This is a genomic window from Burkholderia cenocepacia (genome assembly GCF_900446215.1).
Taxonomy (GTDB): Bacteria; Pseudomonadota; Gammaproteobacteria; order Burkholderiales; family Burkholderiaceae; genus Burkholderia; species Burkholderia cenocepacia.
In genome coordinates this window covers 945,641-969,424 of record NZ_UAQZ01000001.1, presented here as the reverse complement: position 1 = coordinate 969,424, position 23,784 = coordinate 945,641, and the positions used below count along the sequence as shown (strand labels likewise).

At 67.4% G+C, this 23,784-nt stretch carries 20 protein-coding genes; 10 read left to right on the top strand and 10 right to left on the bottom strand.

Annotated features, from left to right (window positions below):
* Positions 1 to 29 precede the first annotated feature (29 nt).
* From DTA15_RS04525 to DTA15_RS04515, 3 genes are all read right to left on the bottom strand, one after another.
* Positions 30 to 1,022, bottom strand: a complete 993-nt coding sequence (locus DTA15_RS04525) for a DedA family protein/thiosulfate sulfurtransferase GlpE (RefSeq protein WP_006490157.1) — start codon at positions 1,020 to 1,022, stop codon at positions 30 to 32.
* A 154-nt stretch (positions 1,023 to 1,176) separates the two neighbouring features.
* On the bottom strand, positions 1,177 to 1,446 hold the full coding sequence (locus DTA15_RS04520) for a hypothetical protein (RefSeq protein WP_012493620.1): 270 nt from the start codon (positions 1,444 to 1,446) through the stop codon (positions 1,177 to 1,179).
* Positions 1,447 to 1,722: 276 nt separating this feature from the next.
* The gene (locus DTA15_RS04515; RefSeq protein ID WP_006490133.1) at positions 1,723 to 4,062 is read right to left on the bottom strand and encodes a phosphocholine-specific phospholipase C; all 2,340 of its coding nucleotides are present in this window, start codon (positions 4,060 to 4,062) and stop codon (positions 1,723 to 1,725) included.
* Between the two features lie 580 nt (positions 4,063 to 4,642).
* Between DTA15_RS04515 and DTA15_RS04505 the strand changes: the two genes are divergently transcribed.
* Together DTA15_RS04505 and DTA15_RS04500 are read left to right on the top strand one after the other, a co-directional pair.
* Positions 4,643 to 5,143, top strand: a complete 501-nt coding sequence (locus DTA15_RS04505) for a GNAT family N-acetyltransferase (protein WP_006490146.1) — start codon at positions 4,643 to 4,645, stop codon at positions 5,141 to 5,143.
* A 259-nt stretch (positions 5,144 to 5,402) separates the two neighbouring features.
* Positions 5,403 to 6,998, top strand: a complete 1,596-nt coding sequence (locus DTA15_RS04500; protein WP_012493618.1) for a thioredoxin family protein — start codon at positions 5,403 to 5,405, stop codon at positions 6,996 to 6,998.
* A 39-nt stretch (positions 6,999 to 7,037) separates the two neighbouring features.
* Here DTA15_RS04500 and DTA15_RS04495 read toward each other — a convergent pair whose 3' ends face one another.
* Together DTA15_RS04495 and DTA15_RS04490 are read right to left on the bottom strand one after the other, a co-directional pair.
* A complete protein-coding gene (locus tag DTA15_RS04495; RefSeq protein ID WP_006490126.1) occupies positions 7,038 to 7,289 on the bottom strand; it encodes a DUF4148 domain-containing protein in 252 nt (83 codons plus the stop codon).
* A gap of 345 nt (positions 7,290 to 7,634) precedes the next feature.
* Positions 7,635 to 9,038, bottom strand: a complete 1,404-nt coding sequence (locus DTA15_RS04490) for a GntP family permease (protein ID WP_006490148.1) — start codon at positions 9,036 to 9,038, stop codon at positions 7,635 to 7,637.
* A gap of 316 nt (positions 9,039 to 9,354) precedes the next feature.
* Here DTA15_RS04490 and DTA15_RS04485 point away from each other — a divergent pair, with 316 nt between their 5' ends.
* The 6 genes from DTA15_RS04485 to DTA15_RS04460 all read left to right on the top strand — a co-directional run bounded on the left by DTA15_RS04485 (position 9,355) and on the right by DTA15_RS04460 (position 16,532).
* Positions 9,355 to 10,842 (top strand): sigma-54 interaction domain-containing protein, encoded by a 1,488-nt coding sequence (locus tag DTA15_RS04485; RefSeq protein ID WP_006490161.1) that lies wholly within the window; start codon positions 9,355 to 9,357, stop codon positions 10,840 to 10,842.
* Between the two features lie 174 nt (positions 10,843 to 11,016).
* Positions 11,017 to 12,036: an IS110-like element ISBcen5 family transposase gene (locus DTA15_RS04480; protein ID WP_012493617.1), complete on the top strand. Its 1,020-nt coding sequence runs from the start codon at positions 11,017 to 11,019 to the stop codon at positions 12,034 to 12,036.
* A gap of 286 nt (positions 12,037 to 12,322) precedes the next feature.
* Positions 12,323 to 12,850, top strand: coding sequence for a BON domain-containing protein (locus DTA15_RS04475; RefSeq protein ID WP_006490158.1), 528 nt, complete (start codon positions 12,323 to 12,325; stop codon positions 12,848 to 12,850).
* Between the two features lie 61 nt (positions 12,851 to 12,911).
* Positions 12,912 to 13,184 carry a hypothetical protein gene (locus DTA15_RS04470; RefSeq protein WP_012493616.1) on the top strand — a complete coding sequence of 91 codons (273 nt, stop codon included), beginning with the start codon at positions 12,912 to 12,914 and terminating at the stop codon, positions 13,182 to 13,184.
* Between the two features lie 103 nt (positions 13,185 to 13,287).
* Entirely contained in the window at positions 13,288 to 13,593 is a 306-nt protein-coding gene (locus tag DTA15_RS04465; RefSeq protein ID WP_006490176.1) for an H-NS histone family protein, read from the top strand.
* Between the two features lie 581 nt (positions 13,594 to 14,174).
* Entirely contained in the window at positions 14,175 to 16,532 is a 2,358-nt protein-coding gene (locus DTA15_RS04460; protein ID WP_006490150.1) for a GNAT family N-acetyltransferase, read from the top strand.
* A 655-nt stretch (positions 16,533 to 17,187) separates the two neighbouring features.
* Here DTA15_RS04460 and DTA15_RS04455 read toward each other — a convergent pair.
* Both DTA15_RS04455 and DTA15_RS04450 read right to left on the bottom strand, forming a co-directional pair.
* Positions 17,188 to 17,739: a hypothetical protein gene (locus DTA15_RS04455; protein ID WP_034178622.1), complete on the bottom strand. Its 552-nt coding sequence runs from the start codon at positions 17,737 to 17,739 to the stop codon at positions 17,188 to 17,190.
* A gap of 176 nt (positions 17,740 to 17,915) precedes the next feature.
* Entirely contained in the window at positions 17,916 to 18,737 is an 822-nt protein-coding gene (locus DTA15_RS04450; protein ID WP_006490143.1) for an IclR family transcriptional regulator, read from the bottom strand.
* 656 nt (positions 18,738 to 19,393) lie between these two features.
* Between DTA15_RS04450 and DTA15_RS04440 the strand changes: the two genes are divergently transcribed.
* Positions 19,394 to 20,242: an ureidoglycolate lyase gene (locus DTA15_RS04440; protein WP_006481667.1), complete on the top strand. Its 849-nt coding sequence runs from the start codon at positions 19,394 to 19,396 to the stop codon at positions 20,240 to 20,242.
* 187 nt (positions 20,243 to 20,429) lie between these two features.
* On the opposite strand, the gene DTA15_RS04435 is transcribed toward DTA15_RS04440, so the two are convergent.
* Positions 20,430 to 20,813 (bottom strand): VOC family protein, encoded by a 384-nt coding sequence (locus DTA15_RS04435; RefSeq protein WP_006481651.1) that lies wholly within the window; start codon positions 20,811 to 20,813, stop codon positions 20,430 to 20,432.
* 29 nt (positions 20,814 to 20,842) lie between these two features.
* Positions 20,843 to 20,968: a hypothetical protein gene (locus DTA15_RS38940; protein WP_006494357.1), complete on the bottom strand. Its 126-nt coding sequence runs from the start codon at positions 20,966 to 20,968 to the stop codon at positions 20,843 to 20,845.
* A gap of 123 nt (positions 20,969 to 21,091) precedes the next feature.
* Between DTA15_RS38940 and DTA15_RS04430 the strand changes: the two genes are divergently transcribed.
* Positions 21,092 to 21,721, top strand: a complete 630-nt coding sequence (locus DTA15_RS04430) for a CGNR zinc finger domain-containing protein (RefSeq protein WP_006481670.1) — start codon at positions 21,092 to 21,094, stop codon at positions 21,719 to 21,721.
* A gap of 15 nt (positions 21,722 to 21,736) precedes the next feature.
* Here the strand turns inward: DTA15_RS04430 and prpR are convergent, their stop codons facing one another.
* Positions 21,737 to 23,725 (bottom strand): propionate catabolism operon regulatory protein PrpR, encoded by a 1,989-nt coding sequence (prpR, locus tag DTA15_RS04425; protein WP_006481672.1) that lies wholly within the window; start codon positions 23,723 to 23,725, stop codon positions 21,737 to 21,739.
* Between the last annotated feature and the right edge of the window lie 59 nt (positions 23,726 to 23,784).

Below are 23,784 nucleotides of genomic sequence, written 5' to 3'. Positions count from 1 at the left end.
CCGGTGCGGCGGGCCCGCGATCGGTGCGATCAGGCCGGCTTGTGCCATCCCGCTACGGCATCGTTCGCGGCGGGCGTTTCTTCCACGAGCGACGTGAGCTGGCGGCCCGTGTCGCGCCATGCGTCGAGGCCGCCGCGCAGCGCGAGCGCATCGGTGAAGCCTGCATCGAGCAGGCGCTTCGCCATCAGCGCGGCCGTCACTTCGTTCGGGCACGAGCAATAGACGACGAACTTCTGCGTGAGCGGATAGCGCGCGACGATGTCGCCGATCTGGCGTTCGTCGGCGAACTGTGCACCGGGAATCGTGAACGGGTCGAGCTTGCGGTGCTCGGGCGAGCGGACGTCGAGCACCACCGGGGCGGCAGTGTCGCGCAGCAGCACGTCGAGCTCGTCGACGCCGATCCGCGCGTTCGCGAGCTGGCGGATCAGCGCGCGGCGGCGCATCCACCGCACGGCCGCATAGACGGCGAGCAGCGCGACGATCACCAGCAGCACCGCACGGCCGAGGCGGCTCGCGCCGGCGAACAGCCAGTCGATCTGCCGGTAGAACACGAGGCCGGCCATCAGCCCGACGATCGTCCACAGCGCGGCGCCGAGCGCGTCGTAGCCGGCGAACGTGCGGTAGCGCGTGCCGAGCGCACCGGCCATCGGCACCGACACCAGCGACAACCCCGGAATGAAGCGCGCGACCGCGAGCACGCGCACGCCGTAGCGGCCGAAGAAGCGCTCGGTCTTTTTCACGCAGGTATCGCGCGACAGCGACAGCCGGCAGATCGTCTTCAGCGTCGTGCCGCCGTAACGCCGCCCGGCGACGTACCAGACCGTGTCGCCGATCAGCGCGCCGAGCACGGACAGCGCCACGACCGTCACGAGCTGCGAGCCGATCATCGCCGGATGCATCGCGGACATCGCGCCGAACAGCACGAGCGTCGGCATCGCGGGCACCGGCAGGCCGATGGCCGCCGCGAGCACGTTGGCGAACACGAGAAGCGGCCCGTACTGGGCGACGAGGTCACGGAGCATGACGGCTGGCCGAAAAGGAAACGCGTGGGCAGGAAATGCAGATGGGCCGATTATCGGCCTTTTTCAAGGCAGCGGCGGGAATGACGGAAAGCGCCTGACGGCGGCAGGGGGATGTCGGTGAGCCGGCGCGTGGCACGCGGCTCACCGTCCGGAATCAGGAAGGCGTGCGGGCGAGCGAGGCGGCGCCATGGTTTTCGCCGGGCAGCTCGGCGCCGTGCGAGCGGATCGCGGCGATCAGTTCGGCCGGCGTGATCTCGTAGCGGACCTCGCGATGGATGCCGGGCTTGCGTTCGTCGATCTCGATCAGCAGCACGCTCTTGCCGTCGCCGGTCGCTTCGAGCCGGAGCGAGCGCAGTTCGCGGCCGTCGGCCGGGTCGTGTTCGGTGAGCAGGGTCATTGCCCCGGATGAGCCGGTAGTGCGCATCGAACCTATCCTCGTATCGTGTCGTGGATGCCGGAGCGGCAAAGATGTCTTTGTTGAATACGGCTTGACGCAGTTTAACGCGAACGGGCCGCGACACGGAGCATTTTCGTGGGGGTGAAATGAGGGCTGCACCACCGATCCCTCTGATGTTTGAGCCGCGCCGGGCGGGCGTCTCAGCCGGATCGGGCACCAGGTGAAACCGGTGCCCGACCGGCGTTCGCGGCTACGCCGGCGCGGGTGGCGACACGCGCTGCGCCGCGCGTCGCCGCGGCGGCGTCAGAAGCGGTCGGCGAGCCCCATTGCCGGGTCGCTCACCGAGTGGCGGCCGGTTTCCACGCGGCCGGCCACGCGGCGCGAGAAGCTCGCGTCGCTGTCGGCGGTGACGATGAAGTCGTACCAATGGCCGGTCGAGTCGAGCTTCCAGTGCAGCTCGGACTGGTCGCCGGCGCGCACCGTGACGGTCCAGGTGGTGCCGGTGCCGTGGCCGGTGGCGTTGTCGGTGCCGTGGCCATGACCGTTGCCGCGGTCGTCGTTTCCGCCGCGCCCGGACAGCGGCCCGTAGACCTGGTTCGATTTCACCGTGAAGCGCACCGTGCCGCCGCCGTCGTTGCGCAGCCGCAGATGGAGGTTGCCGCTCGCGCCCGCATAGCCGACGCGCACTTCGGGGTGCGGCGCACGCGCGCCGGCCAGACGGCTCAGGTCGCCGGTGAAGCGGCGGTGATAGCCGTTCGGGCCGAGCACCCACAGGTCATATTTGCCGCCATTGTCGGCGCGCGCGGCCCAGTCGCCGTGCAGCGTCTTGCCCGGCTCGACGACGTAGCGCTGCGGCAGCCGGTCGAGGTGCAGCTTGTCGTAGACGTGAAACACGGCGGCGGCGTGGCCGGTGTTCGCGAACTTCAGCGTGACCGTGCCGGCGCCGGCATCGGTGCGCGCGCTCGCGTGCAGTTCGTACGGCAACGCGCGCGACGGGCGCACGCCGGTCGCCTGCGTCGGCAGCGCGGGCGTGGCGGGCGGCACGATCTTCGGCGCGGTTTGCTGCGCGGCGCTCAGCGCGTCGACCTGGCTTTTCGTCGTACGGCCCGCGAGCGTCGGCAGCGGCTCGTTGTTCGGCGTGCGGAAGTTGAACGCGCTCGTCAGGTCGCCGCACACCGCGCGGCGGTACGCGCTGATCTGCGGCTCCGCGACGCCGAAGCGCTTCTCGAGGAAGCGCAGCGTCGACGTGTGGTCGAACACCTGCGAGTTGACCCAGCCGCCGCGGCTCCACGGCGACACGATCCACATCGGCACGCGCGGGCCCGGGCCGTACGGACGGCCGTCGACGGCCGGCTGGCTCGACGTGGCCGGCGTGAAGTCGTGGTATTCGACCGCGACGTCGGCGGCCGACAGCGTATGGCCGCCCGCGAGCGTGCCGTCGGGGTTGCGCGACGGCACGGCCGGCGACGGCATGTGGTCGAAGAAACCGTCGTTCTCGTCGTAGTTGACCAGCAGCACGGTCTTGCTCCAGACCTCCGGGTTCGCCGTCAGCGCGTCGAGCACGGCCTGCACGTACCAGCCGCCCTGCGCGGGGCTCGACGGCCCCGGGTGTTCGCTGTACGCGGACGGCGGGATGATCCACGACACTTCCGGCAGCTTGCCGTTGCGGATGTCGTCGCGGAACGTCTCGAGAAAGCCGTACGGCATCGTGTTGCCGAAGCCCTTCGCGAGCGGGCTCAGCGGGTCGTCGATCGCCGGATCGTAGAACGCGCCGGCCGCCGTCACCGGCTGCGTGATGTCGGTCGACGCGACGTACGTGGGCCGGCGCGCGGCCGGCATCTGCTCGATCGCCGCGCGCCAGTGGCGGAAGCTCATCATCTCGTTGCAGCCGAAGTTGTCGATCAGGCTCTGGTAGACCTTCCAGTTCACGCCGGCCTGTTGCAGCCGGTCGGCATAGGTCGTCCAGGTCCAGCCCTGGCTCGACGGGCCGATGTCGTTGCCGCCGTTGAACTGGTTGTTCAGCGCGGCGATCTTCACGCGGTTGCCGTCGGCCGGGCTGATGCCGTTCGGGCCGTTGGTGCCGCTCCAGTAGAACAGGCGGTTCGCGATCGTGCCCGTGTGCATCCCGCAGTGGTAGTGGTCGCACAGCGTGAACGCATCGGCGAGCGCGCGCTGGAACGGCACCTCGGCCGCGTCGTAGTAGCCCATCGACAGCGGCGTCTTCGCGTCGGGCCAGCGGTTCATCCGGCCGTGGTCCCACGCGGCCTGCGCATCGGCCCACGTGTGCGGCGTGCCGCCCGCGCGCTGCGCGTTGCCCTGGCGCGCGTCGAGGTGATACGGCGTCACGGTCGCGGCGGGCGTCGCCTTCGTGTACGCCTGGTAGAACACGTCGCGGCCGTTCGGCGACGGCACCGCGAAGCGGTCGCCGTAGCCGCGCACGCCCTTGAACGTGCCGAAGTAGCTGTCGAACGCACGGTTCTCCATCATCAGCAGCACGACGTGCTTGACGTCCTGGATGGTCCCCGTTTCGTGGAAGGCGGGAATCGCGAGCGCGCGGCGGATGCTTGGCGGAAACGCGGACAGCGCGGCGGCGGCGAGGCCGGAACCGGCGGTTTGCTGAAGGAATTTGCGGCGTGACGTCATGGCGTTCGGATCCTGTGAGGGTGGGAGCGTTCGTGCGTTCGTCTGACGGTGCCCGGGCGTCGTCTCGCGCCGGAACGACCGGCGATGCGTGCGCGTTGGGCGCATCGGACGCCTGTTGCGGCGGTGCGCGCATCGCCCGATGCGCGACGTCGCGCGGCTGCCGCGGCCGCCGTCGCGATCCTACGCGCCGTGCGCTCGTGGTGCGCGGGGCAGGAGTCGGCACACACCGGGCCGGCGCATGCCGGGCTGGGGCGGCGCCCAGTCTAGGGACGCGACATGACGCAGGCGTGATGAAGAAATGACATCGCATGTCGCGCACGTGACGTTGCGTGCGCAACGATTCGTTCGAGCGCGATGCGAGATCGAAAACGGTAAGAAATTACCGATCGCCGCACGCGTGACCGGTCAGAATTTTCCGGATGGGCGCGGATCGCGCGAGCGCGCTTGGTTGCGGATGCAACCTGACGTGCAACGGCGTGACACCCGTGTTTCAAATGCGTGAAATCGGCTAAGCTCGATGCGTTGCTGCGCGCCTGCGCAGTCCGCGCGTTCGGCGCGACTTTTCGGAACCGGCCCACCCATGACCGATATCACGATCCGGCACAGCGAGACGCACGACGTCGACGCGATCCGGCAGATCGCCGCGCATCCCGCGGTGTACATGAATACGTTGCAGCAGCCGTTTCCGTCGCTCGAAAAATGGCGGAAGCGGCTCGACAACGTGCGCGAGCACGGCGTGAGCCTCGTCGCCGAAATCGACGGCACGGTGGTCGGCCATCTCGGTCTGCATCCCGAGCCGAATCCGCGCCGGCGCCACGCGGCGGCGCTCGGCATGATGGTCGACGCGGCGCGTCACGGGCGCGGCATCGGCGGCCGGTTGCTCGCGGCCGCGATCGATCTCGCGGAGAACTGGCTGAACATCACGCGTCTCGAGCTGACCGTGTTTACCGACAACCGCGCGGCGATCGCGCTCTACGAGAAACACGGTTTCCGCATCGAGGGCGAATCGCCGGATTACGCGTTGCGCGACGGCGTGCATGCGTCCGTGTATCACATGGCCCGGCTCAAGGCGCGGCCGTGAAGGGCCGGCCGCTGCGGACGTGACGGCACACGCGGCCGTGATGCCGCGCGTCATATTCAATCGAGAATTCGTTCGTTTTCCTTCGGCTGTACCCGTCGTATCGTCGAACGATTTGCCGGTCGCCGCGGCCGGCTTCGCTTTTCCGTATCGATGCATGCGCGGCGCTGCAGGTCGGCCGGCCTCGTCGTCATCGCTTCACGGCCCTCGTTGCGTGCGCGGCATCTCCCTGAAACCGTCTTGTTCAACGGAACCCGCTTCGATGAAAACCGTTCTTCGCAATCTCACCGCCGCCTGCCTGTTCGCCGCCGCCGGTGCGGCGCTTGCCGCTGCCGCGCCCGCGGGCGCCCCGGTGGCGAACGCATCGCCCGACGGTGCGCATCTGCCGCCCGGCATCGCGTGGCAACACGGCGACGTCGACGCCGCATTCGCGCTCGCGAAGCGCGAGGGCAAGCCGCTGCTGCTGTACTGGGGCGCGGTATGGTGTCCGTCGTGCAACCAGGTGAAGTCGACGATCTTCAGTCAGCAGGCCTTCAAGACGCGCTCGTCGTTCTTCGTGCCCGTGTATCTCGACGGCGATACCGAGAGCGCGCAGAAGCTCGGCGAGCGTTTCAAGGTGCACGGCTATCCGACGATGATCCTGTTCCGCCCCGACGGCACCGAAGTGACGCGGCTGCCGGGCGAAGCCGATCTCGACCGCTACATGCAGGCGCTGTCGCTCGGGATGACGGCCGCGCACCCGGTGCGGCAGACGCTCGCGACGGCGCTGAAGAACGGCGCGTCGCTGACGCCGGACGAATGGCGCCTGCTGGCCGACTATTCATGGGATACCGACGGTGCGCTGCCGGTGCCGGCCGATCGTGTCGCGCAGACGCTGCAGTCGCTCGCGCAACGCGCACGGGCGGCCGGGGCGAAAGCCGAAGCGGCGCGCTTCGCGCTGAAGTCGGCGGTGGTCGCCGCGTCGGACGACCCGACGCAGGCCGGTGCGCTCGACAAGGCCGCGCTGGCCGATTCGCTGCGCACGGTGCTGCACGATGCCGCGCTGTCGCGGGCCGATTCGGACGTGCTGGTCGCGGCCCCTGCGCGCGTGGTCGCGTATCTCGGCGGCGACGACGCGCAGCGCACGAAATTGCGCGGCGCGTACGACACGGCGCTGGCGCGCCTGTCGACCGACACCACGCTGTCGTCGATCGACCGGCTGATGGCGCTGCACGGCCGCGTGTTGCTCGCGCGCGGCGATGCGCGCAAGGGCACGCCGGCTGCGGCACCGGCGCTGGCCGACACCGCGCGCAAGCAGATCGCCGCGTCGGTGCAGGGCGCGGCGAACGCGTACGAGCGGCAGGCGCTCGTCAGTGAAGGCGCGGACACGCTGACCGACGCCGGCTTGTACGACGAATCGGATGCGTTGCTGAAGGCCGAGCTGCCGCGTTCGTCCACGCCGTACTATTTCATGTCGGGGTTGGCCGCGAACGCGAAGGCGCGCGGCGACAAGGCGGCGGCACTCGACTGGTATCGCAAGGCGTACGACTCGGCGAACGGGCCGGCGACGAAGCTGCGCTGGGGCGCGACTTACTTCGCGAATGCGGTTGAACTGGCGCCGAACGATGCGGCGCGCATCGAAGGAATTGCCGCCAGTGTGCTCGCGCAGGCCGACAAGACCCGCGACGCGTTCTACGGCGCGAACCTGCGCGCGCTGACCAAGGTCGTCACGCAACTGAACCGCTGGCGCGCCAGCGGCGCGCACGATGCGTCGGTCAAGTCGGTCGTCAAGCAGTTCGACGGCGTGTGCGGGAAGCTGCCGGCCGGCGATCCGCAGGCGGCGGCGTGCGCGAAGCTGATCCAGCCCGTGAAGGCGTAACGACGCGCGAGCGCATCGTCGAGCGGGCCGGACGTTCCGTTACCGGCCCGACTGCGACGACGCGCCGCGGTCGCTGCCGTATCCGGCGTCGTGCTGGCGGGCGATCTTCGCTTCGGCGGACATGATGCTGGCCGGATAGAACCAGTCGCTCGACTGGAAGCCGGCCTGCTTGAGCGCCTTGACTTCGGCGTGGACCTGCGCGCGCGTGAGCGGCTGGTTCGACTGGGCTTGCGCGGCAAACGGGGCCGAGACGGCCAGGGCGATGGCGACGGCAGGGATCAGGCGCTTCATGATCGGGACCTCCACGATTCCGGTGAATCGCAGCGCTTCGTTCGTCGAAGCGCCAGGCGACATTGAAACCAGTGTAGGCCCGGGCGGAGGTGTGAAAAATGCGATCGCGCCCAACGCAGTGTTTTGTTCCCGGCAACAATCGGCGGATGGCGGCGGGGCCGCGCAATGCGGCCGGGCGGCCCCACGCGCGCGCGGGCACGGTGGCGTGGATTGGACCTGATTGGCCGGGCAGGGAAATGAAATCGGACCGGATGCGCATTCCGGAATCCGTTCCGGTGCGCATGCGGTCCGATCCTGAAACGCGATGCGGACGGCGACGGACGAACGCCGCCTCGATGCCAGGGCTTACACGAGCCCCGTGGCGTAGTAGACGGCGATCACGAAGAACACCGCGAGCGTCTTGATGACGGTGACCGCGAAGATGTCGCGATACGACTCGCGGTGCGTGAGGCCCGTGACCGCGAGCAGCGTGATGACCGCGCCGTTGTGCGGGAGCGTGTCCATGCCGCCGCTCGCCATCGCGACGACCCGGTGCAGTACGTCCATCGGGATGTTGGCCGCCTGTGCGCCCTTGATGAACAGGTCCGACATCGCGGCGAGCGCGATGCTCATGCCGCCGGACGCCGAGCCCGTGATGCCGGCGAGCGAGCTGACCGACACGGCAGCGTTGACGAGCGGGTTCGGGATGCTCTTCAACGCATCGCTGACGACGAGGAAGCCCGGCAGCGCGGCGATCACGCCGCCGAAGCCGTATTCCGACGCGGTGTTCATCGCGGCGAGCAGCGCGCCGGCGACGGCGGCCTTGGAGCCGGCCGCGAAGCGGTCGCTGACACGCTTGAATGCCGTCAGCACGACCAGCACGATACCGAGCAGCAGCGCAGCCTCGACCGACCAGATCGCGACGACGGTCTTGATCGACGTCGTGACCGGCGCGTGCACGCCGGGCAGCACGTCCGGCGCGACCGTGTACGACGCGGCACCGTACCACTGCGGGATCAGCTTCGTGAACGCGAAGTTCGACACGCCGACGAGGATCAGCGGCAGGATCGCCAGCGCGGGATGGGGCAGCGCCTTCGCCTCGACGCGTTCCGGCTCGTTGACGAGCGACGTGCCGTAGCCTTCGCCCTTCGCCATCGCCGAACGGCGGCGCCATTCGAGATACGTGAGGCCGACGACGATGATGAACAGCGAGCCGATCGTACCGAGCGCGGGCGCGGCCCAGGCGGTCGTCTTGAAGAACGTGGTCGGGATGATGTTCTGGATCTGCGGCGTGCCGGGCAGCGAATCCATCGTGAACGAGAACGCGCCGAGGGCGATCGCGCCGGGCATCAGTCGTTTCGGGATGTTGCTCTGGCGATAGAGTTCGGCCGCGAACGGATAGACCGCGAACACCACGACGAACAGCGAGACACCGCCATAGGTGAGCAGCGCGCACACCGCGACGATCACCGCATTCGCGCGCGAGCGGCCGATGTAGCGGATCGCCGCATGGACGATCGATTCGGAGAACCCGGACAGTTCGATCACCTTGCCGAACACGGCGCCGAGCATGAAGACCGGGAAGTACAGTTTGACGAAGCCGACCATCTTCTCCATGAAGATGCCGGAGAAGACCGGTGCGACGGCGGCGGGTTCGGTCAGGAGCACCGCGCCGAGCGCGGCGATCGGCGCGAACAGGATCACGCTGTAGCCGCGATACGCGGCGAACATCAGGAACGCCAGCGCGGCGAGGACGATCACGAAAGACAAGGGAGTCTCCTAATGGCTTTGGTTGTTGTTCGATCGCGCGACGCGCCGCGGACCGGCTCAGGTTCGTGCAGGTTTCGTGCCATCGGCCGGATTGCGCCGCCGGACATGGGTCCGCCGGCGGCCGGCGGGCCCGCGCCGGCGCAAGTCTGACGATTCTACATAAAACGTCTCCATCCGGAGACGTTTCGGCCATCCGGTCACCCGTCGAAATCGTGCAGGGCATTCCCGGACAACGCATTGCGACGTGTCTCCATAGTGAGATAATCCGTCTCGTTCCGGAGACATCCGGTCGACGATACACGGAGACGAAGACACGATGATGAACGACTGGGCGCGCCTGCCCGTCAACTACGGCGACGTGCTGCGGCGCGCCGCCGAGTCGCTGTTCCGGACTTTCGAGGATTCGAGTGCGGGCACGGTGGTCGTCGATCGCGACGCGCGCGTCGTGTGGATGAACGAGCGTTACGCGGCGCGCTTCGGTTTCGCCGATCCGCAGCAGGCCGTCGGCCTCGACTGCGAGGCCGTGATCCCGAACAGCCTGATGCGGGAGGTGGTGTCGACCGGGCAGCCGATCCTGCTCGACATCATGGAGACGGGCCGCGAGCCGCTCGTCGTCACGCGCCTGCCGTTGAAGAACGAAGCCGGCGAGACGGTCGGCGCGATCGGCTTCGCGCTGTTCGACCAGTTGAAGACGCTCACGCCGATTTTTTCCCGCTACGCGCAGCTTCAGCAGCAACTGATCGCGACGCAGCGCTCGCTCGCCCAGGCGCGCCGCGCGAAATACACGTTCGCGAGCTTCGTCGGCACGAGTGCCGCGAGCCTCGAGACCAAGCGCCAGGCGCGCCGCGCCGCGCAGGTCGATTCGCCGGTGCTGCTGCTCGGCGAGACGGGCACCGGCAAGGAGTTGCTCGCCCATGCGATTCACGCGGCGTCGGCGCGTGCGCTCCAGCCGCTCGTGACCGTCAACGTCGCCGCGATTCCCGACACGCTGCTCGAAACCGAATTCTTCGGCGCGGCGCCGGGCGCGTACACCGGTGCCGATCGGAAGGGACGCGTCGGCAAGTTCGAGCTGGCCGATCGCGGCACGCTGTTTCTCGACGAGATCGGCGACATGCCGCTGCCGTTGCAGGGCAAGCTGCTGCGCGTGCTGCAGGACAAGGAGTTCGAGCCGGTCGGCTCGAACCGGATCGTGCGCGCGGACGTGCGCATCATCGCCGCCACGTCGGCCGACCTGCCGGCGCTGGTGACGGCCGGGCGTTTTCGCGCGGATCTCTATTACCGGCTGAACGTGCTGACGATCCATGCACCGCCGCTGCGCGAACGCGCATCCGACATCGCGGCGCTGGTTTATGCGACGCTCGAGGAGCTGGCGGCCCAGCACGGACGCGCCGCGCACTGCGAGCTGACCGACGATGCGCTGCGGATGCTGTGCGCGTATCCGTGGCCCGGCAACGTGCGCGAGTTGCGCAATACGCTCGAACGCGCGCTGATGCTGTCGGACCGTTCGGTGATCGATGCGCGCGCGCTCGCGCCGTTTCTCGGGCCGGTGCGGATCTCGCCGGACGGCGCGGCGCCGGCGCAGCAGGGTGGCGTGGTGCCGGCCGAACAGCACGCGGACGATGCGTCGACGGCATCCGGTGCGCCGGCCGCCTCGTATGCCGATGCGCTGGCGGCGTGGGAGCGTCAGTTCCTGACCGACGCACTCGCGGCCTGTGACGGGAAGGTCGTCGAAGCGGCCGCGCGCATCGGCATCGGTCGCGCGACGCTGTACAAGAAACTGGCGGCGCTCGGCATCGACCGATAGGCCGATCGGCGATGCCGATGCGGCCCGATGTAACGCATCGAACAGGAGAATTGAAATGAACGCGTCCCACCCGTGAACGTGAGAGCAGAAAAAGGGGTGGACCCTCACGGGCCAACGGCATCGATGTGCCCAAGTGGAAAATGCACGCATTTCCCGGCAACCGGAGGATCCACGATGAACAGTATGGCCGTAGGAGTCGACGTCGCCAAGCAGGTTTTCCAAGTGCACTACGTTGATAGGGAAACCGGCGGGATCGTGAATAAGGCAATCAAGCGGGCGAAATTCCTTGAGTTCTTCGCGAACCGCGCGGCCTGTCTTATCGGGATGGAAGCGTGTGGCGGAGCCCACCATTGGGCGCGGCAATTGACGCAGATGGGTCACGAGGTCAGGCTGATGCCGGCCGAGTTCGTGAAGGCGTTCAACATCCGCAACAAGAACGATGCGGCGGACGCACGGGCGATCTGGCTGGCGGTACAGCAACCCGGCAAGCCGGTGGCGGTGAAGACCGAGATGCAGCAGGCGATGGTAGCACTGCACCGGATGCGCGAGCAGTTGGTGAAGTTCCGCACGATGCAGGTCAACGGATTGCGAGGTTTGCTGACGGAATACGGGGAGGTAATGAGCAAGGGGCGGGCGAAGCTGGACAAGGAAATACCGGCCGTGCTTGGCCGAATCGCGGAGCGCTTGCCAGCGGCGCTAATCGATACGTTGCGCGAGCAATGGAACGGGTTGGCAAAGCTCGACGAGCAGATCGCGGAAATCGAACGCCGGATGCGCGAATGGAAGAAGGAAGACAAGGCGGTGAAGGCGATTAGCGAGATACCGGGCGTAGGTTTGCTGACGGCCACCGCAGCGGTAGCAATGATGGGCGACCCGAAGGCGTTCAGCTCGGGACGAGAGTTCGCGGCGTGGGCCGGGTTAGTGCCGAAGCAGACCGGCTCGGGCGGTAAGGTGAACTTACACGGGATCAGCAAGAGGGGCGACATGTATCTGCGCACGCTACTGATTCACGGGGCACGAAGCGTGCTGACGCATGCGAAAGAGCCCGGTGAGTGGATCGAGCAGATGAAGAAGCGGCGACCGCCGAATGTGGTGATCGTCGCACTGGCCAACAAGATGGCACGGACGATCTGGGCTGTACTGGCCCATGACCGGCCGTACCAAAAGGGTTACGTGAGCGTGAAGCCGGCCTGATCGGTGAATGCCACGTTGAAGATCAACGTTTAACACTGGGTGAACGTCGAAAGGTTGCGCAGGAATCGAGTGTGATGACAAGCCAGGTAGGACCGGGACTCGCTAAACCTGAATCGTGGTAAGAGCTTCGAGCTCGCCAGGAGAATGAGGCGCGAGTCAGCGAATTTCATAGGGGCCCGCAGCGGCAGTACTGGCTGCAACAAGGCCGGATATAGAGCTGCAGCCCATCCTGTCTGTCTGAACACACGAAAACTGTTGCAAACGGGACGCGTTCATATAGATCACGATGAAGCGGATCGGCATCGCAGGGTGGCTGACCATGTTGCTGGCGAGCTCCGCATTCGCGCAGGCCGGCGACGCCGACACGGCCGACGCGCGGCGCAACTGGTACAACGACCCGTTCGTCGCGCTGTCGCAGGACGTCGCCGAATGCCCGTTGCCGCTCGGCCCGTGGATGACGCGCGCGGAGATGACGGACGATGCGCACTACCGCGCCGAACGCGGCACGACCTGCTGGCTCGCCCATCGCTGCACGAAGCCGAACTCGTATATGTACGACGCGTCGATCGCCGATGCGGCGAAGGCGCACTTCGCGGGCTCCGATCGTCTGCGCGGCACGAGCCTGTGGATTACCGTGCAGCGACGTTTCATCTACGTCGAAGGATGTGCGGATACGAGCGTCGATCGCCAGGCGTTGCAACGTGAATTCGAGGCAATTCCGGACGTCGAGCAGGTGTTCATTCGCATCACCGACGATCCGCGCAAGCGCTTGCCGTACAAGGCGCGCGGACAACCCGACCGCGCGCCGGACTGACGCTCGACGGGCCGCCCATGGCATACTCGCGACATTCAAAAAAAGGTTGACGGGAACCATAATGAAACACATGCTTGCGTCGGTCTGTCGGTGGCCTCGGGCGGCCGTGATGTTGGCTCTGGTTGCAGGGCTCGGCGGGTGCGGTGGCGGTGCTCCGCTGTTCACTTCGGACGGGCGCCCGACCACTCAGGTGCAATGCACCGGCAGCGACTGGAGCAATTGCACGGACAATGCCCGGGCCATGTGCAACGGAGATTTCGACGTGATCCAGCAATCGACGGATGACGCCGTGCGAAATCTTCTCTTCGCGTGCAAGAAGAAGAGCGGTTATTGATCCCGAAATGACCGGCTGAGGAGACCACGATCGGGCGAAGCGCTTTTCTGTTTGCTTGGTGTTACCTATTTTTCACGAATAACACTCACGGAGTCCCATCCATATGGCGACCTACAGGCAACTGTCCGCACAGCTCGAACGGCTTCAGCAAAAGATCGACAAGGAACGTGAAAAGGCGATTGCCGACGCGATTGCCGAAATCCGCGCGAAAATCGACGAATACGACATTACGCCGGAAGAACTCGGTTTTCGCCCGGCAGGATCGGGCGCAGCCGCTGCCGCCACGAAGCCCAAGCGGACCTTGCCGCCGAAGTACCTGAACCCGAAGACGGGCGAAACCTGGAGTGGTCGCGGGCGGGCGCCGGCATGGCTCGGCAAGAATCGCGGACGTTTCCTGATCAAGGACTGACTCCCGAAAATCCTCACCTTTCGCGTATCGACTGACGGTGCGAACGGCCATGCGGCCTTCGCACCGTTTTGTTTTTGGGCGGTCGCCATGCGATTTTCCGTCGCGAATTGAAGTGCAATGTCGCGCAATGAACGGATCCCGTTTTGCGAATTCGCCGCGATCCGACTGCATATTGCGGGGAATTTCCGTAAACAGGCGCGTAATGGCGCAATGCACGCGCATTGGCATTCGCCATTTTCGCGGTGCATGCGCGACGCGGACTTTCATCACCTTTCGCGTGTTGGCGCGGTATGTCGTGCGATTCCCGAAGATACTCACCATGGCTCCTGTAAAACCTCACCTTTGAGCGCGCGACTGCAGCATCGTGCCGCGTTGCCTGCATCGTGCGAGCGGCGCTGCGATGCCGGGCCGCATGTGTTGCAGATCCATGATGCGAGCGTTGACGTCCGTCGAATAGTCGGCCGTTCGGCATATAGGCAGTCGCAGGCGCTTCGCCTATGCTTGGGGTTCGCGTCGATCGGCGCACGGCCCGCGTGGCCGCATGCCGATCGTGTCGTCTTTCGCCACCGCAGGGAGCCGATGTGACCGTTCGCCATCTCGATGCGTTGTTCCAGCCCAAGTCCGTTGCGGTCGTCGGCGCGTCGTCGCGCGCGGGCAGTATCGGCGCGATGGTGTGGTCGCGTGTGCTCGACGGCGCGTTCCAGGGGCCTGTCTGGCCGGTCAATCCGAAATATCGCGAGCTGGACGGGCATGCGGTCGTCTCGGATGTCGACCGGTTGCCCGCGCCGCCGTCGGTTGCCGTGATCTGCACGCCACCCGCGACCTGGGCCGGCATCGTGCGCAAGCTCGGTGAGCTGGGCACGCGGGTCGCGGTGATCGTCGGCGAGGCGCGCACCGATGCCGATCGCGCCGCGGTCGATCGCACGCTGAAGGCGGCGAAGCCGTTCGTGCTCCGTATCGTCGGGCCCGGCAGCCTCGGCGTGTTGTCGCCGGCGCGGCATGCGCATTTCGGCGCGCCTGCGTATACGGCGCGATCGGGCGGCGTTGCATGGGTATCGCAATCGAATGCGCTGACGAACGCGGTGCTCGGCTGGGCCCATGCGCGGGGCCTCGGCTTTTCGCATGTCGTCGCGCTCGGCGGCGAATCGGACGTCGATGCGGGTGACGTCCTCGACTATCTGGCGAGCGATCCCGGCACGCGCGCGATCCTGCTCGAGCTCGATACCGTGCGCGCGGCGCGCAAGTTCATGTCGGCGGCGCGCGCGGCCGCACGCAACAAGCCGGTGCTCGCGTTACGTACCGGCCGTGCCGATCCCGGCGATGCGCTCTACACGGCGGCGTTCCAGCGCGCGGGCATGGTGCGCGTCGATGCGCTCGACGACCTGCTCGACGAAATCGAGACGCTCGGCGTGGGCCGCGTCACCGCACGGGGGGCGGCGACGCTCGTGACCAGCGATGCGGGCGTGGCGAAACTCGCGGTCGATGCGGTGGCCGAGGTGCGCGACGTGCTGACCGACTGGTCGCCCGCGGCCACGTCGGCCGTCGCGGCCGCGCTGCCGCATCTCGCGGCGCCGGGCAATCCGCTCACGCTGGGCGACGATGCACGCCCCGAACACTTTGCCGCGGCGATCAAGGCGCTCGCCCCGTTTCCGCAGACGGGCACGCTGTTCGTCGTTCATTCCACTTCACACAGTGCGCCGGCCGACCTGGTCGCGCGCACGCTGATCGATTCGCGGCAGTACGCGCATCGCGGCATCCTCGCGTGTTTCTTCGGCGCGGTCGATGCGGCGACACGCGATGCGCTGCACGCGAACGGTATTCCGGTGCACACGACGCCGCAGCGGCTCGCACGTGCGTATGCGCGTCTCGTCGACTACAACCTCGGGCGCCAGCTGCTGATGCAGACGCCGGAGGGCACGCCGCCGCAGCCGGCCGAATGCGTGGCGTCCGCCCAGGCCGACGCGCGCCGCATGGTCGAAGCCGGGCAGCATGAACTGGCCGGCGAAGCCGCGCTGCGCTGGCTGTCCCATTTCGGTCTGCGGGGCGAGCAATCCAGCGAGCCGGCCGGCAAGAAGGTCGTCGATATCACGGTCGACATGTATGACGATTCGAACTTCGGTCCGGTGTTTCGCTACGCCGTGCCGCCGGCGGATGGCGTATCGGCGCCGTTCGTCGTCTACGGTCTGCCGCCGCTGAACACCGTGCTCGCCCGCGCGGTGATGGAGCGCTCGCCGTATGCGCGCAGCACGCCCGTCGAGCCGACGCTCGACGCGCTGACGGCGCTGTCGCAGGTCGTTTGCGACGTGCGCGAAGTCGTTGCGATGTCGGTCACGCTGCGCGTGCTGTCCGACCGCGCATGGGTCGTCGCGCCGCGCATCACGTTGGCTGCAGGGCGCAGCCGGCTCGCGATCATGCCGTATCCGCGGCACCTCGAGCAGACGCTCGAGTGGCATGGCGAGACGGTGACGATCCGTCCGATCCGTCCGGAGGACGAGGCCGCACACAACGAGCTGCTCGGTGCGATGACGCCGGAAGATCTGCGGATGCGTTTCTTCGGCGCGGTGCGCAGCTTCGATCATTCGCAGGTGGCGCGCATGACGCAGATCGACTACGACCGCGAGATGGCGTTCATCGTGTCGTTTACCGACGTGTCGGGGCGCGACCACACGCTCGCGGTGGCGCGCGCGGTCGCCGATCCCGACAACGAGACGGCGGAGTTCGCGATCGCGGTACGGCCCGACCAAAAGGGCAAGGGGCTCGGCCGGCTGATGATGATGCGCATCATCGACTACGCACGCTCGCGCGGCACCGCGTGGATGGTCGGCGAGGCGTTGCGCGAGAATACGGCGATGATTTCGCTCGCGAAATCGTGCGGGTTTGCGGTATCGACGACGGAGGAGCCGGGCGTCGTCGGGTTCAGGATGAAGTTGCAGCCGTAGGCGTCAGTCTGTGGTCCCACGTTGCGAAGGTAACGCATGGCGTCGATGCTGCAATGTCTCGCCATGCCGCACGGTCACTCAGGAATGCAAAGGAGTTGAAACCAGTATCCGGCATGAAGCGCTCGCCGACGTGGCGAACCTGCCGGTCGAGGCGATATCGTGAAGCCCGCATCATGTCGGCAGAGGCGCGCCAGCGTGCTGCGAAATTCGCCCTGCGCAACCGTTTCAAGCGATGTGCTTGCACGCATTCGTGGCCCTATTCCGGCTTCGCACATGCAAAGCCATCACGAAGGTGAGACTTTTCGGGAGCGGCGAGTGAGCTTTTCCGGGACAGCGCGGTGAGCCGATACGGGAGCGTTCGGTGAGCTTTCCCGGGAACGGCCGATGAGCGCCTGCGGGAAAGGCCGGTGAGCCTTTCCGGGACACCTCGGTGAGCACTTGCGGGAGCGATCGGTGAGGATGTTCGGGAGGCGTCAGTAAGCGTCTCCAGGAGCCTTCGGTGAGACTTTACGGGAGGCTGCGGTGAGCGCTTGCGGGATGCCGAGGTGAGCTTTTTCGGGAGCATGCGAACGCACGCCTGCCGCGGGCGCCGCGCCGGCCAATGCCGGCGTGACGCGCGGGTGTGGGCACGCAGGAAGCGTGCCCACGATCACATTCACGCAGCGAGTTTCGACGCCGCGTCGTTCACCTGATCACGCGAAATCGCGAGTTCCTCGAGGTGTGGATCGGCATAGACGGCACCGGTTTCGCGCTCGAGGCGGGCGATCGTCAGCGCACAGCGCGCGGCGTCTTTCGGCATCGCGATGAAGCGCTTGACCGACTCGCCGGACGTGAACGCGTCGAACAGTGCGCCGCGCACGTCGTCCGGAAGCGTCTTGGTCCACTGGTACGGCTTGCCGTTGAACGTGATCGACGGCGGCAGCGTGCGTTCCTTCTTGGTCGCCGTGATCAGCCCGTAGGTGCGCGCCGCGTCGCCGATCTGCTCGGGCGAGAAGAGTTCGTCAGGCGTGATGTCGAACTGCTCGATGTAGTTCTCGATCGCCTGCATTGCGGCGGCACGATCGTCGCGCTTCTTCTGCGCGCGCGCGACGATATCGCGCAGTTCGTCCGCTTCCTCGGGCGTGATCGTGAAGCTTGCCTGCTTCTGCTGAAGTTCGGAGAAACGCTGGAATTCTTGATCGTTCAGAAGTTTGGCCATGACATCCATCGGACACGACGGCCGCGACAACCGGCCGCCGTAGTGTTTGAGAGGGCCGCTATTCTAGCGTAGCGCCGCGGCTGCCCGATGCGACATCGCGCATCGGGCACCGCGCGGGCGTCGTGCGCAATCGCACCCGGCGCCGCTGCGCGATGCCCGGTGCGCGTTGGCGGCGAACCCGCGCGTCAGCAGGTCTCGGTGCGGCACATCGACAGATGGGCGGCCGTGTCGCGCAGTGCGTCGACGACCACGTCGACGGTCGGCGCCATGTGCGCATCGATCCGTCGCATGTACGGACACGTCAGCACGGCCATCGCATGGCCGGCGGGCCCGAGGATCGGCACGGTCAGGTCGGTCACGCCGTAGGCCTGGCGGCTGTCCTGGCGCAGGTAGCCGGACTGCCGGATCGACTGGCATGCATTCGCGAGCTCCTGCTCGTTCAGCGGCGTTTCGCCCTTGACCTTGCGGTGCTCGGCCAGCATGTGCGCGCGTTGCTCGGGGCCCTGGAACGCCAGCAGCGTGCGTCCCGACGCGGTATCGGCGAGCCCGACGCGCGAGCCGAGCCGGACCGACACGCCCCACGGGCCAGGCCCGTCCACTTGCGCGATCACGAGCAGGTTGCCGCGATCGTAGACGGACAGGTGGCACGATTGCTCGGCGGCATCGGCGAAGCGCTGCATCGGCGGCAGCGCTTCGGCGATCAGCCGGTTCATCGGTGGATGCCGGTGCGCAAGCGCGAACAACTTGAGGCTGAGCGTATAGCGGTCGCCGCCGGTCGAACGCATCACGTAGCGGCGTGCGACGAGGCGTTCGAGCATCCGGTAGATCTCGCTCGCGTTACGGCCGAGTTCCTTCGTGATTTCGGTGCGGGTGAGTCCTTCCTTCTGCTCGGACAGGAGTTCGAGAATATCGAGGCCCTTGTCGAGCGCGGGTGCGCGATAGCGGTCGATAGCGGCCATCGATTCCCGTGCGTCGCTGCCGGGAAGCGGGTCGTTGGTTGTCTGCATTGTCGGTGTGAGGTTGGGGGATTACCGTCGATCGGTTGGCGACGCACGCTGGCCGGTTCTGCACGCGTATAGGGCGGGCCCGCGGATGGCAATGAAAGCCATCCGTATGAGCTTAGCAATAAACATACAGTGTGCAATGCAGCGTCTTTTTACCGATCATTACCGGACAAGAACGGATGGGCAAACGTTTCCGATGACAGGGGCACCCCGAATAGCCAGTATTCATGCACCGATGGCAGGCGCCACTGCGAACGATGGTCGTTCCACCGACGCCGGTGCGGCGCGTGCTGCGCCGCAGCGTCGGCAGGCGCACCAATAGTCGGTATCCGTCGCGCGTCATTTCACGGCGCGCGGCCGATGGTACAAAGGCTTGCGGGCCAGCGACGGCGCGGCCGCGCGTGCAGCCGGCCGGCATGGACCGGCACGCGTCGCGGATGCCGGGCCGTCGTCGCCGATGCGCAGACCGGCGGCCGCCCGTTCGATGCGCGCCGTACTTCCGTACGGCGCCGCGATCGCTGCGCCCGCGCGACCCTCGCGCGTCGACGGCATCCCGCATGCGGCGCCGACGCGTGCAATCGACAATCAGTCCGGCGCGCGGCTGCGAAAGGCCGCGTCGGCCGGTATCCTGTCCCATTCGACAACAGAGGTTAAGCACGATGAAACTGCTTCGCTATGGCCCGCCCGGCCAGGAAAAGCCCGGCATCCTCGACGCGGCCGGCCGGATTCGCGACCTGTCCGCGCATGTGCCGGATCTTGCCGGCGAGGTGCTGTCCGACGCGGGTCTCGCGCGGCTGCGCGCGATCGATCCGGCCACGCTGCCGCTCGTGTCGGGCGAGCCGCGCATCGGCGCGTGCGTCGGTCACGTCGGCAAGTTCATCGGCATCGGCCTGAACTATGCCGATCATGCAGCCGAAGCCGGCATGCCGGTGCCGAAGGAGCCGGTCGTATTCGGCAAGTGGACGAGCTCGATCTGCGGCCCGAACGACGGCATCGACATCCCGAAGGGGTCGGTCAAGACCGACTGGGAAGTCGAGCTGGGCGTCGTGATCGGCGCGAAGTGCAAGGACGTCGACGAAGCGCGCGCGCTCGATTACGTCGCGGGCTACTGCGTCGTCAACGACGTGTCCGAGCGCGAATGGCAGATCGAGCGCGGCGGCCAATGGGACAAGGGCAAGGGTTTCGACACGTTCGGCCCGATCGGCCCGTGGCTCGTCACGCGCGACGAGGTACCCGATCCGCAGCGTCTCGACCTGTGGCTCGAAATCGACGGCCACCGTTATCAGAACGGCAACACGCGCACGATGGTGTTCACCGTCGCGCAGCTGATCGCGTATCTGTCGACCTGCATGACGCTGCAGCCGGGCGACGTGATCACGACCGGTACGCCACCGGGCGTCGGCATGGGGATCAAGCCGTCGCCGGTATTCCTGAAGGCCGGCCAGATGGTGCGCCTCGGGATCGACGGGCTCGGCGAGCAGTTGCAGAGCACGCGCCACGCGCAATGAGCGCGTGAGCGACGCGGGCCGGCTGGAGGACGCAGCCCCCCGCGCTGGCCATGCTGCCCGCCACGTCGGCATGAATGCCGGCGGCGAGCGGCGCGCCCCGAACGACGAGGCAGCTCGAACCAGGGGCCCGATTCCGCGCGATGCGGAATCGGGCCCTTGTCGTATGTCCGCGGCGGTGCGAAGCGGATCAGACCACGTTGTCCAGTTCGCAATGCGCTTCGAGCCGATATCCGTCGGGGTCGACGACGAACGCCGCGTAGTAGCCCGGGCCGTAGTGCTCGCGCTTGCCGGGGCCGCCGTTGTCCTTGCCGCCGTGCTCGAGCGCGGCGCGGTAGAACGCATCGACCTCGACCGGCGACGCGGCCTTGAACGACAGGTGCAACCCCGAATCGGGATCGGCGACGACCGGGCGAGCCGCGTGCTGCAACCACAGCTCGGGCTCGGTCGTGCCGTACCCGATCGCGTTGTCGTCGCTATACAGACGCTTGTAGCCGAGTGCGCCAAGCGTGCTGTCGTAGAAGGTGCGGCTGCGGCCAACGTGTGCAACGCCGAATGAAAGGTGATCGATCATCTGTGGTTCTCCTTGAACTGAGGGGGACGTCAGAACGGCAAACCTGCCTGGAGGCACCATGCCAGCCGCTTGCAGCGAAGCGCGCCGAGCGTACTCGCCTCGTACGTGCGGCCGGCGACGGTGTGGATAACGCTGAACGAAAAGCGATCGATCATCTGTGTCTCCTTGGATTGAAGGGAGCGTCGGTGCAGCCAACCTGTTTTTAACCACCATGCCGGTTAAGTTAGAAATCGCTCCGGCGCTTGTCAACCGGCATGGTGGTTAGATACGATCGCGTCATGAGAAAAACGCAACCTTCCGTCGCGATCGACTGCCTGATCCCGGCGCCGCCCGAGACGTTGAGCCTCGATTTCGCGAACACGCTGTACTGGCGCGGCAGCGACCCGCCGACGGAAACCTTCGGCGCGCTGGACGACCTGCTCGCGTGGTGCCGCGAGCAGGCCGGCGTACCGGCCGGGCTGGTCGACGCGTGTCGCGAGCAATATCCGAACCCGAAGAAGAATGACGAGCCTCCGATGCTCGCGCAGGCGCTCGCATTGCGCGAGGCGCTCTACCGGCTCTTTCACGCGCAGGCGGAGCAGTGCGAGCCGCAGCCCGACGATCTCGCGCTGCTCGGCGGCTTTCTGGCGGAAGCGTCGCCGCGCGTTGCGCTGGCGCGCGTCGACGGCCGCTACGCGTGGCGGATCGATGCGTCAGGTGCGACGCTCGCGGGGCTGCTGAGTCCGGTGCTGTGGTCGGCGATCGACCTGCTCGGCGGCGCGCGGCTCGCGAAGGTCAAGCGCTGCGCGAACGATGCATGCCAGTGGCTGTTCATCGACGACAGCAAGAACGGCAGCCGACGCTGGTGCTCGATGTCGTCGTGCGGCAATCGCGCGAAGGCGTATCGCCACTATCACAAGGCGGAATGACGGGGCGGCCCGAACCTATTTCGCCGACAGCTTGCGCCACAGCGTCGTCTTGCTGATGCCGAGCATCGCGCAGGCGCGATCGCGGTCGCCGCCGCACGCATCGAGTACCGCGCGGATCTCGTCGGCTTCCGCGCGACGGCGGCGTGCGTGGAGCGTTTGTCCATCGTCGTCGTCGGCGCCGCCTGCATCGGGCGGCGCGGCGAACAGCTCGGGCGCGATCACCTGCAGCGCGCCGGGGGCGAGCGCCGCACACGCGGCGTCCGGATCGCTCTCGTCGACGTCCTCGGCCAGCTCCACCGCGATCCGCTCGACCACGTTCTGCAACTCGCGCACGTTGCCCGGCCAGCGGTAGCGCGCGAGCGTCGCTTGCGTCGCGTCGAGCACGCGCAGCGCGTCGTCGGTGTCGCGCACGCGTTCGGCGAGACGCGGCTCGCGCCGCGCGGCCTGCACGAGCAGCGTCGCCGCGAGCGCGGGAATGTCGGCCGCGCGTTCGCGCAGCGGCGGCAGGCCGACGTTCAGGATGTTGAGCCGGTAATAGAGATCCGCGCGGAACGTGCCGGCCTCGACGGCCGCGAGCAGCGGCCGGTGCGTCGCAGCGATCACGCGCACGTCGATGCGGATCGGCTCGGTCGAGCCGAGGCGGATCACCTCGCGCTCCTGCAGCACGCGCAGCAGCCGGCTCTGCAGCGACGGCGGCATCTCGCCGATTTCGTCGAGAAACAGCGTGCCGCGATGCGCGGCCTCGAACAGGCCGGTCTTGCCGCCGCGTCGCGCGCCGGTGAATGCGCCTTCCTCATAGCCGAACAGTTCGCTCTCGAGCAGCGCTTCCGGAAACGCGCCGCAGTTGACCGCGACGAACGGATAGCTGCGCCGCGCGGACAGCGCATGCAGGCTCTGCGCAATCATTTCCTTGCCGGTGCCGCTTTCGCCGAGCACGAGCACGGTCGCGTCGGATTTCGCATAGCGGCGCACGAGCTCGCGTACGCGCGTCATCGGCGCCGAGGCGCCGACCACGTCGTCGAGCGCATAGCGGGCCGCGAACTGCTGCGTGGTCGGTTGCGAACGCAGCGCGCGATCGAGCCGTTCGACCGCGCGCGATTCCTGGAACGTCAGCACGCTGCCCGACGTGACGCCGCGATCGACGAGCGGCCCGCGATGCACGACGTAGCGCACGCCGCGCACGGTCGCGAGCGCATCGCCGTCCTCGCCGCGCAGCGTGCGCAGTTCGGGCCGCAGGTCGACGAGCGCGCGGCCGACGGCCGCCGCGGGTTCGACCCCGAGCGCCGACGCGAGCCGTTCGTTGATCGCCTCGACGCGGCCGTGCGCGTCCAGCGCGACCACGCCGTCACGCAGATGCTGCAGCAGCGTGTCGAGCCGCTGGCGGCGGAATGCCTCGGCGTGCGTCGCATACGCGACTTCGAGCGCCGTCTCGACTGCCTTGCGCACCGACGCGTGCGAATAGAGGAACACCGCACCCATGCCGGCGCTGGCCGCGAGATCGGTGACGAGGCCGGGGCCGACGATCGTCTCGATGCCGCGATCGCGCAGGTCGTGCACGCAGGCTTCCGCTTCCTGCGCGGACTGATATGACGCAAACTGCACGTCGAGGCCGTACGCGGCGACGAAGCGACGCACTTCGGGCGGCGTTTCGCCGGCGCTGACGAGCGCGATCCGCGTCGCGTCGCGTCGCGCGCGAGCGAGCGCCTGCATCACGTCGAAGCCGGTCGGCGACACGACCACCACCGGCACCTGCGCACGCGTTTTCAGGAAGCCGCCGTTCGAGCCGGCCGCGACGATCACGTCGGGCCGCGCGGTGCCAGCCTCGGCGATCGCGCCGAGCGCATCCTCATAGGCGCGCGTCACGATGCGCACGTCGGCGCGTTCGTCGAACTCGCCGGCGATCTCGCGAAACAGGTCGCGCAGGCGGCTGATGCCCATTGCCCAGATGCGCGGACGCACCGTGCGGTCGGCCGGGCCGACGGGCTTGGTCGAAGAGAGGTCCATGACCGCCGATTATGCGCGCGCGATTTCATTTTTGAAACACGAAATTGCTGAATTGAAAT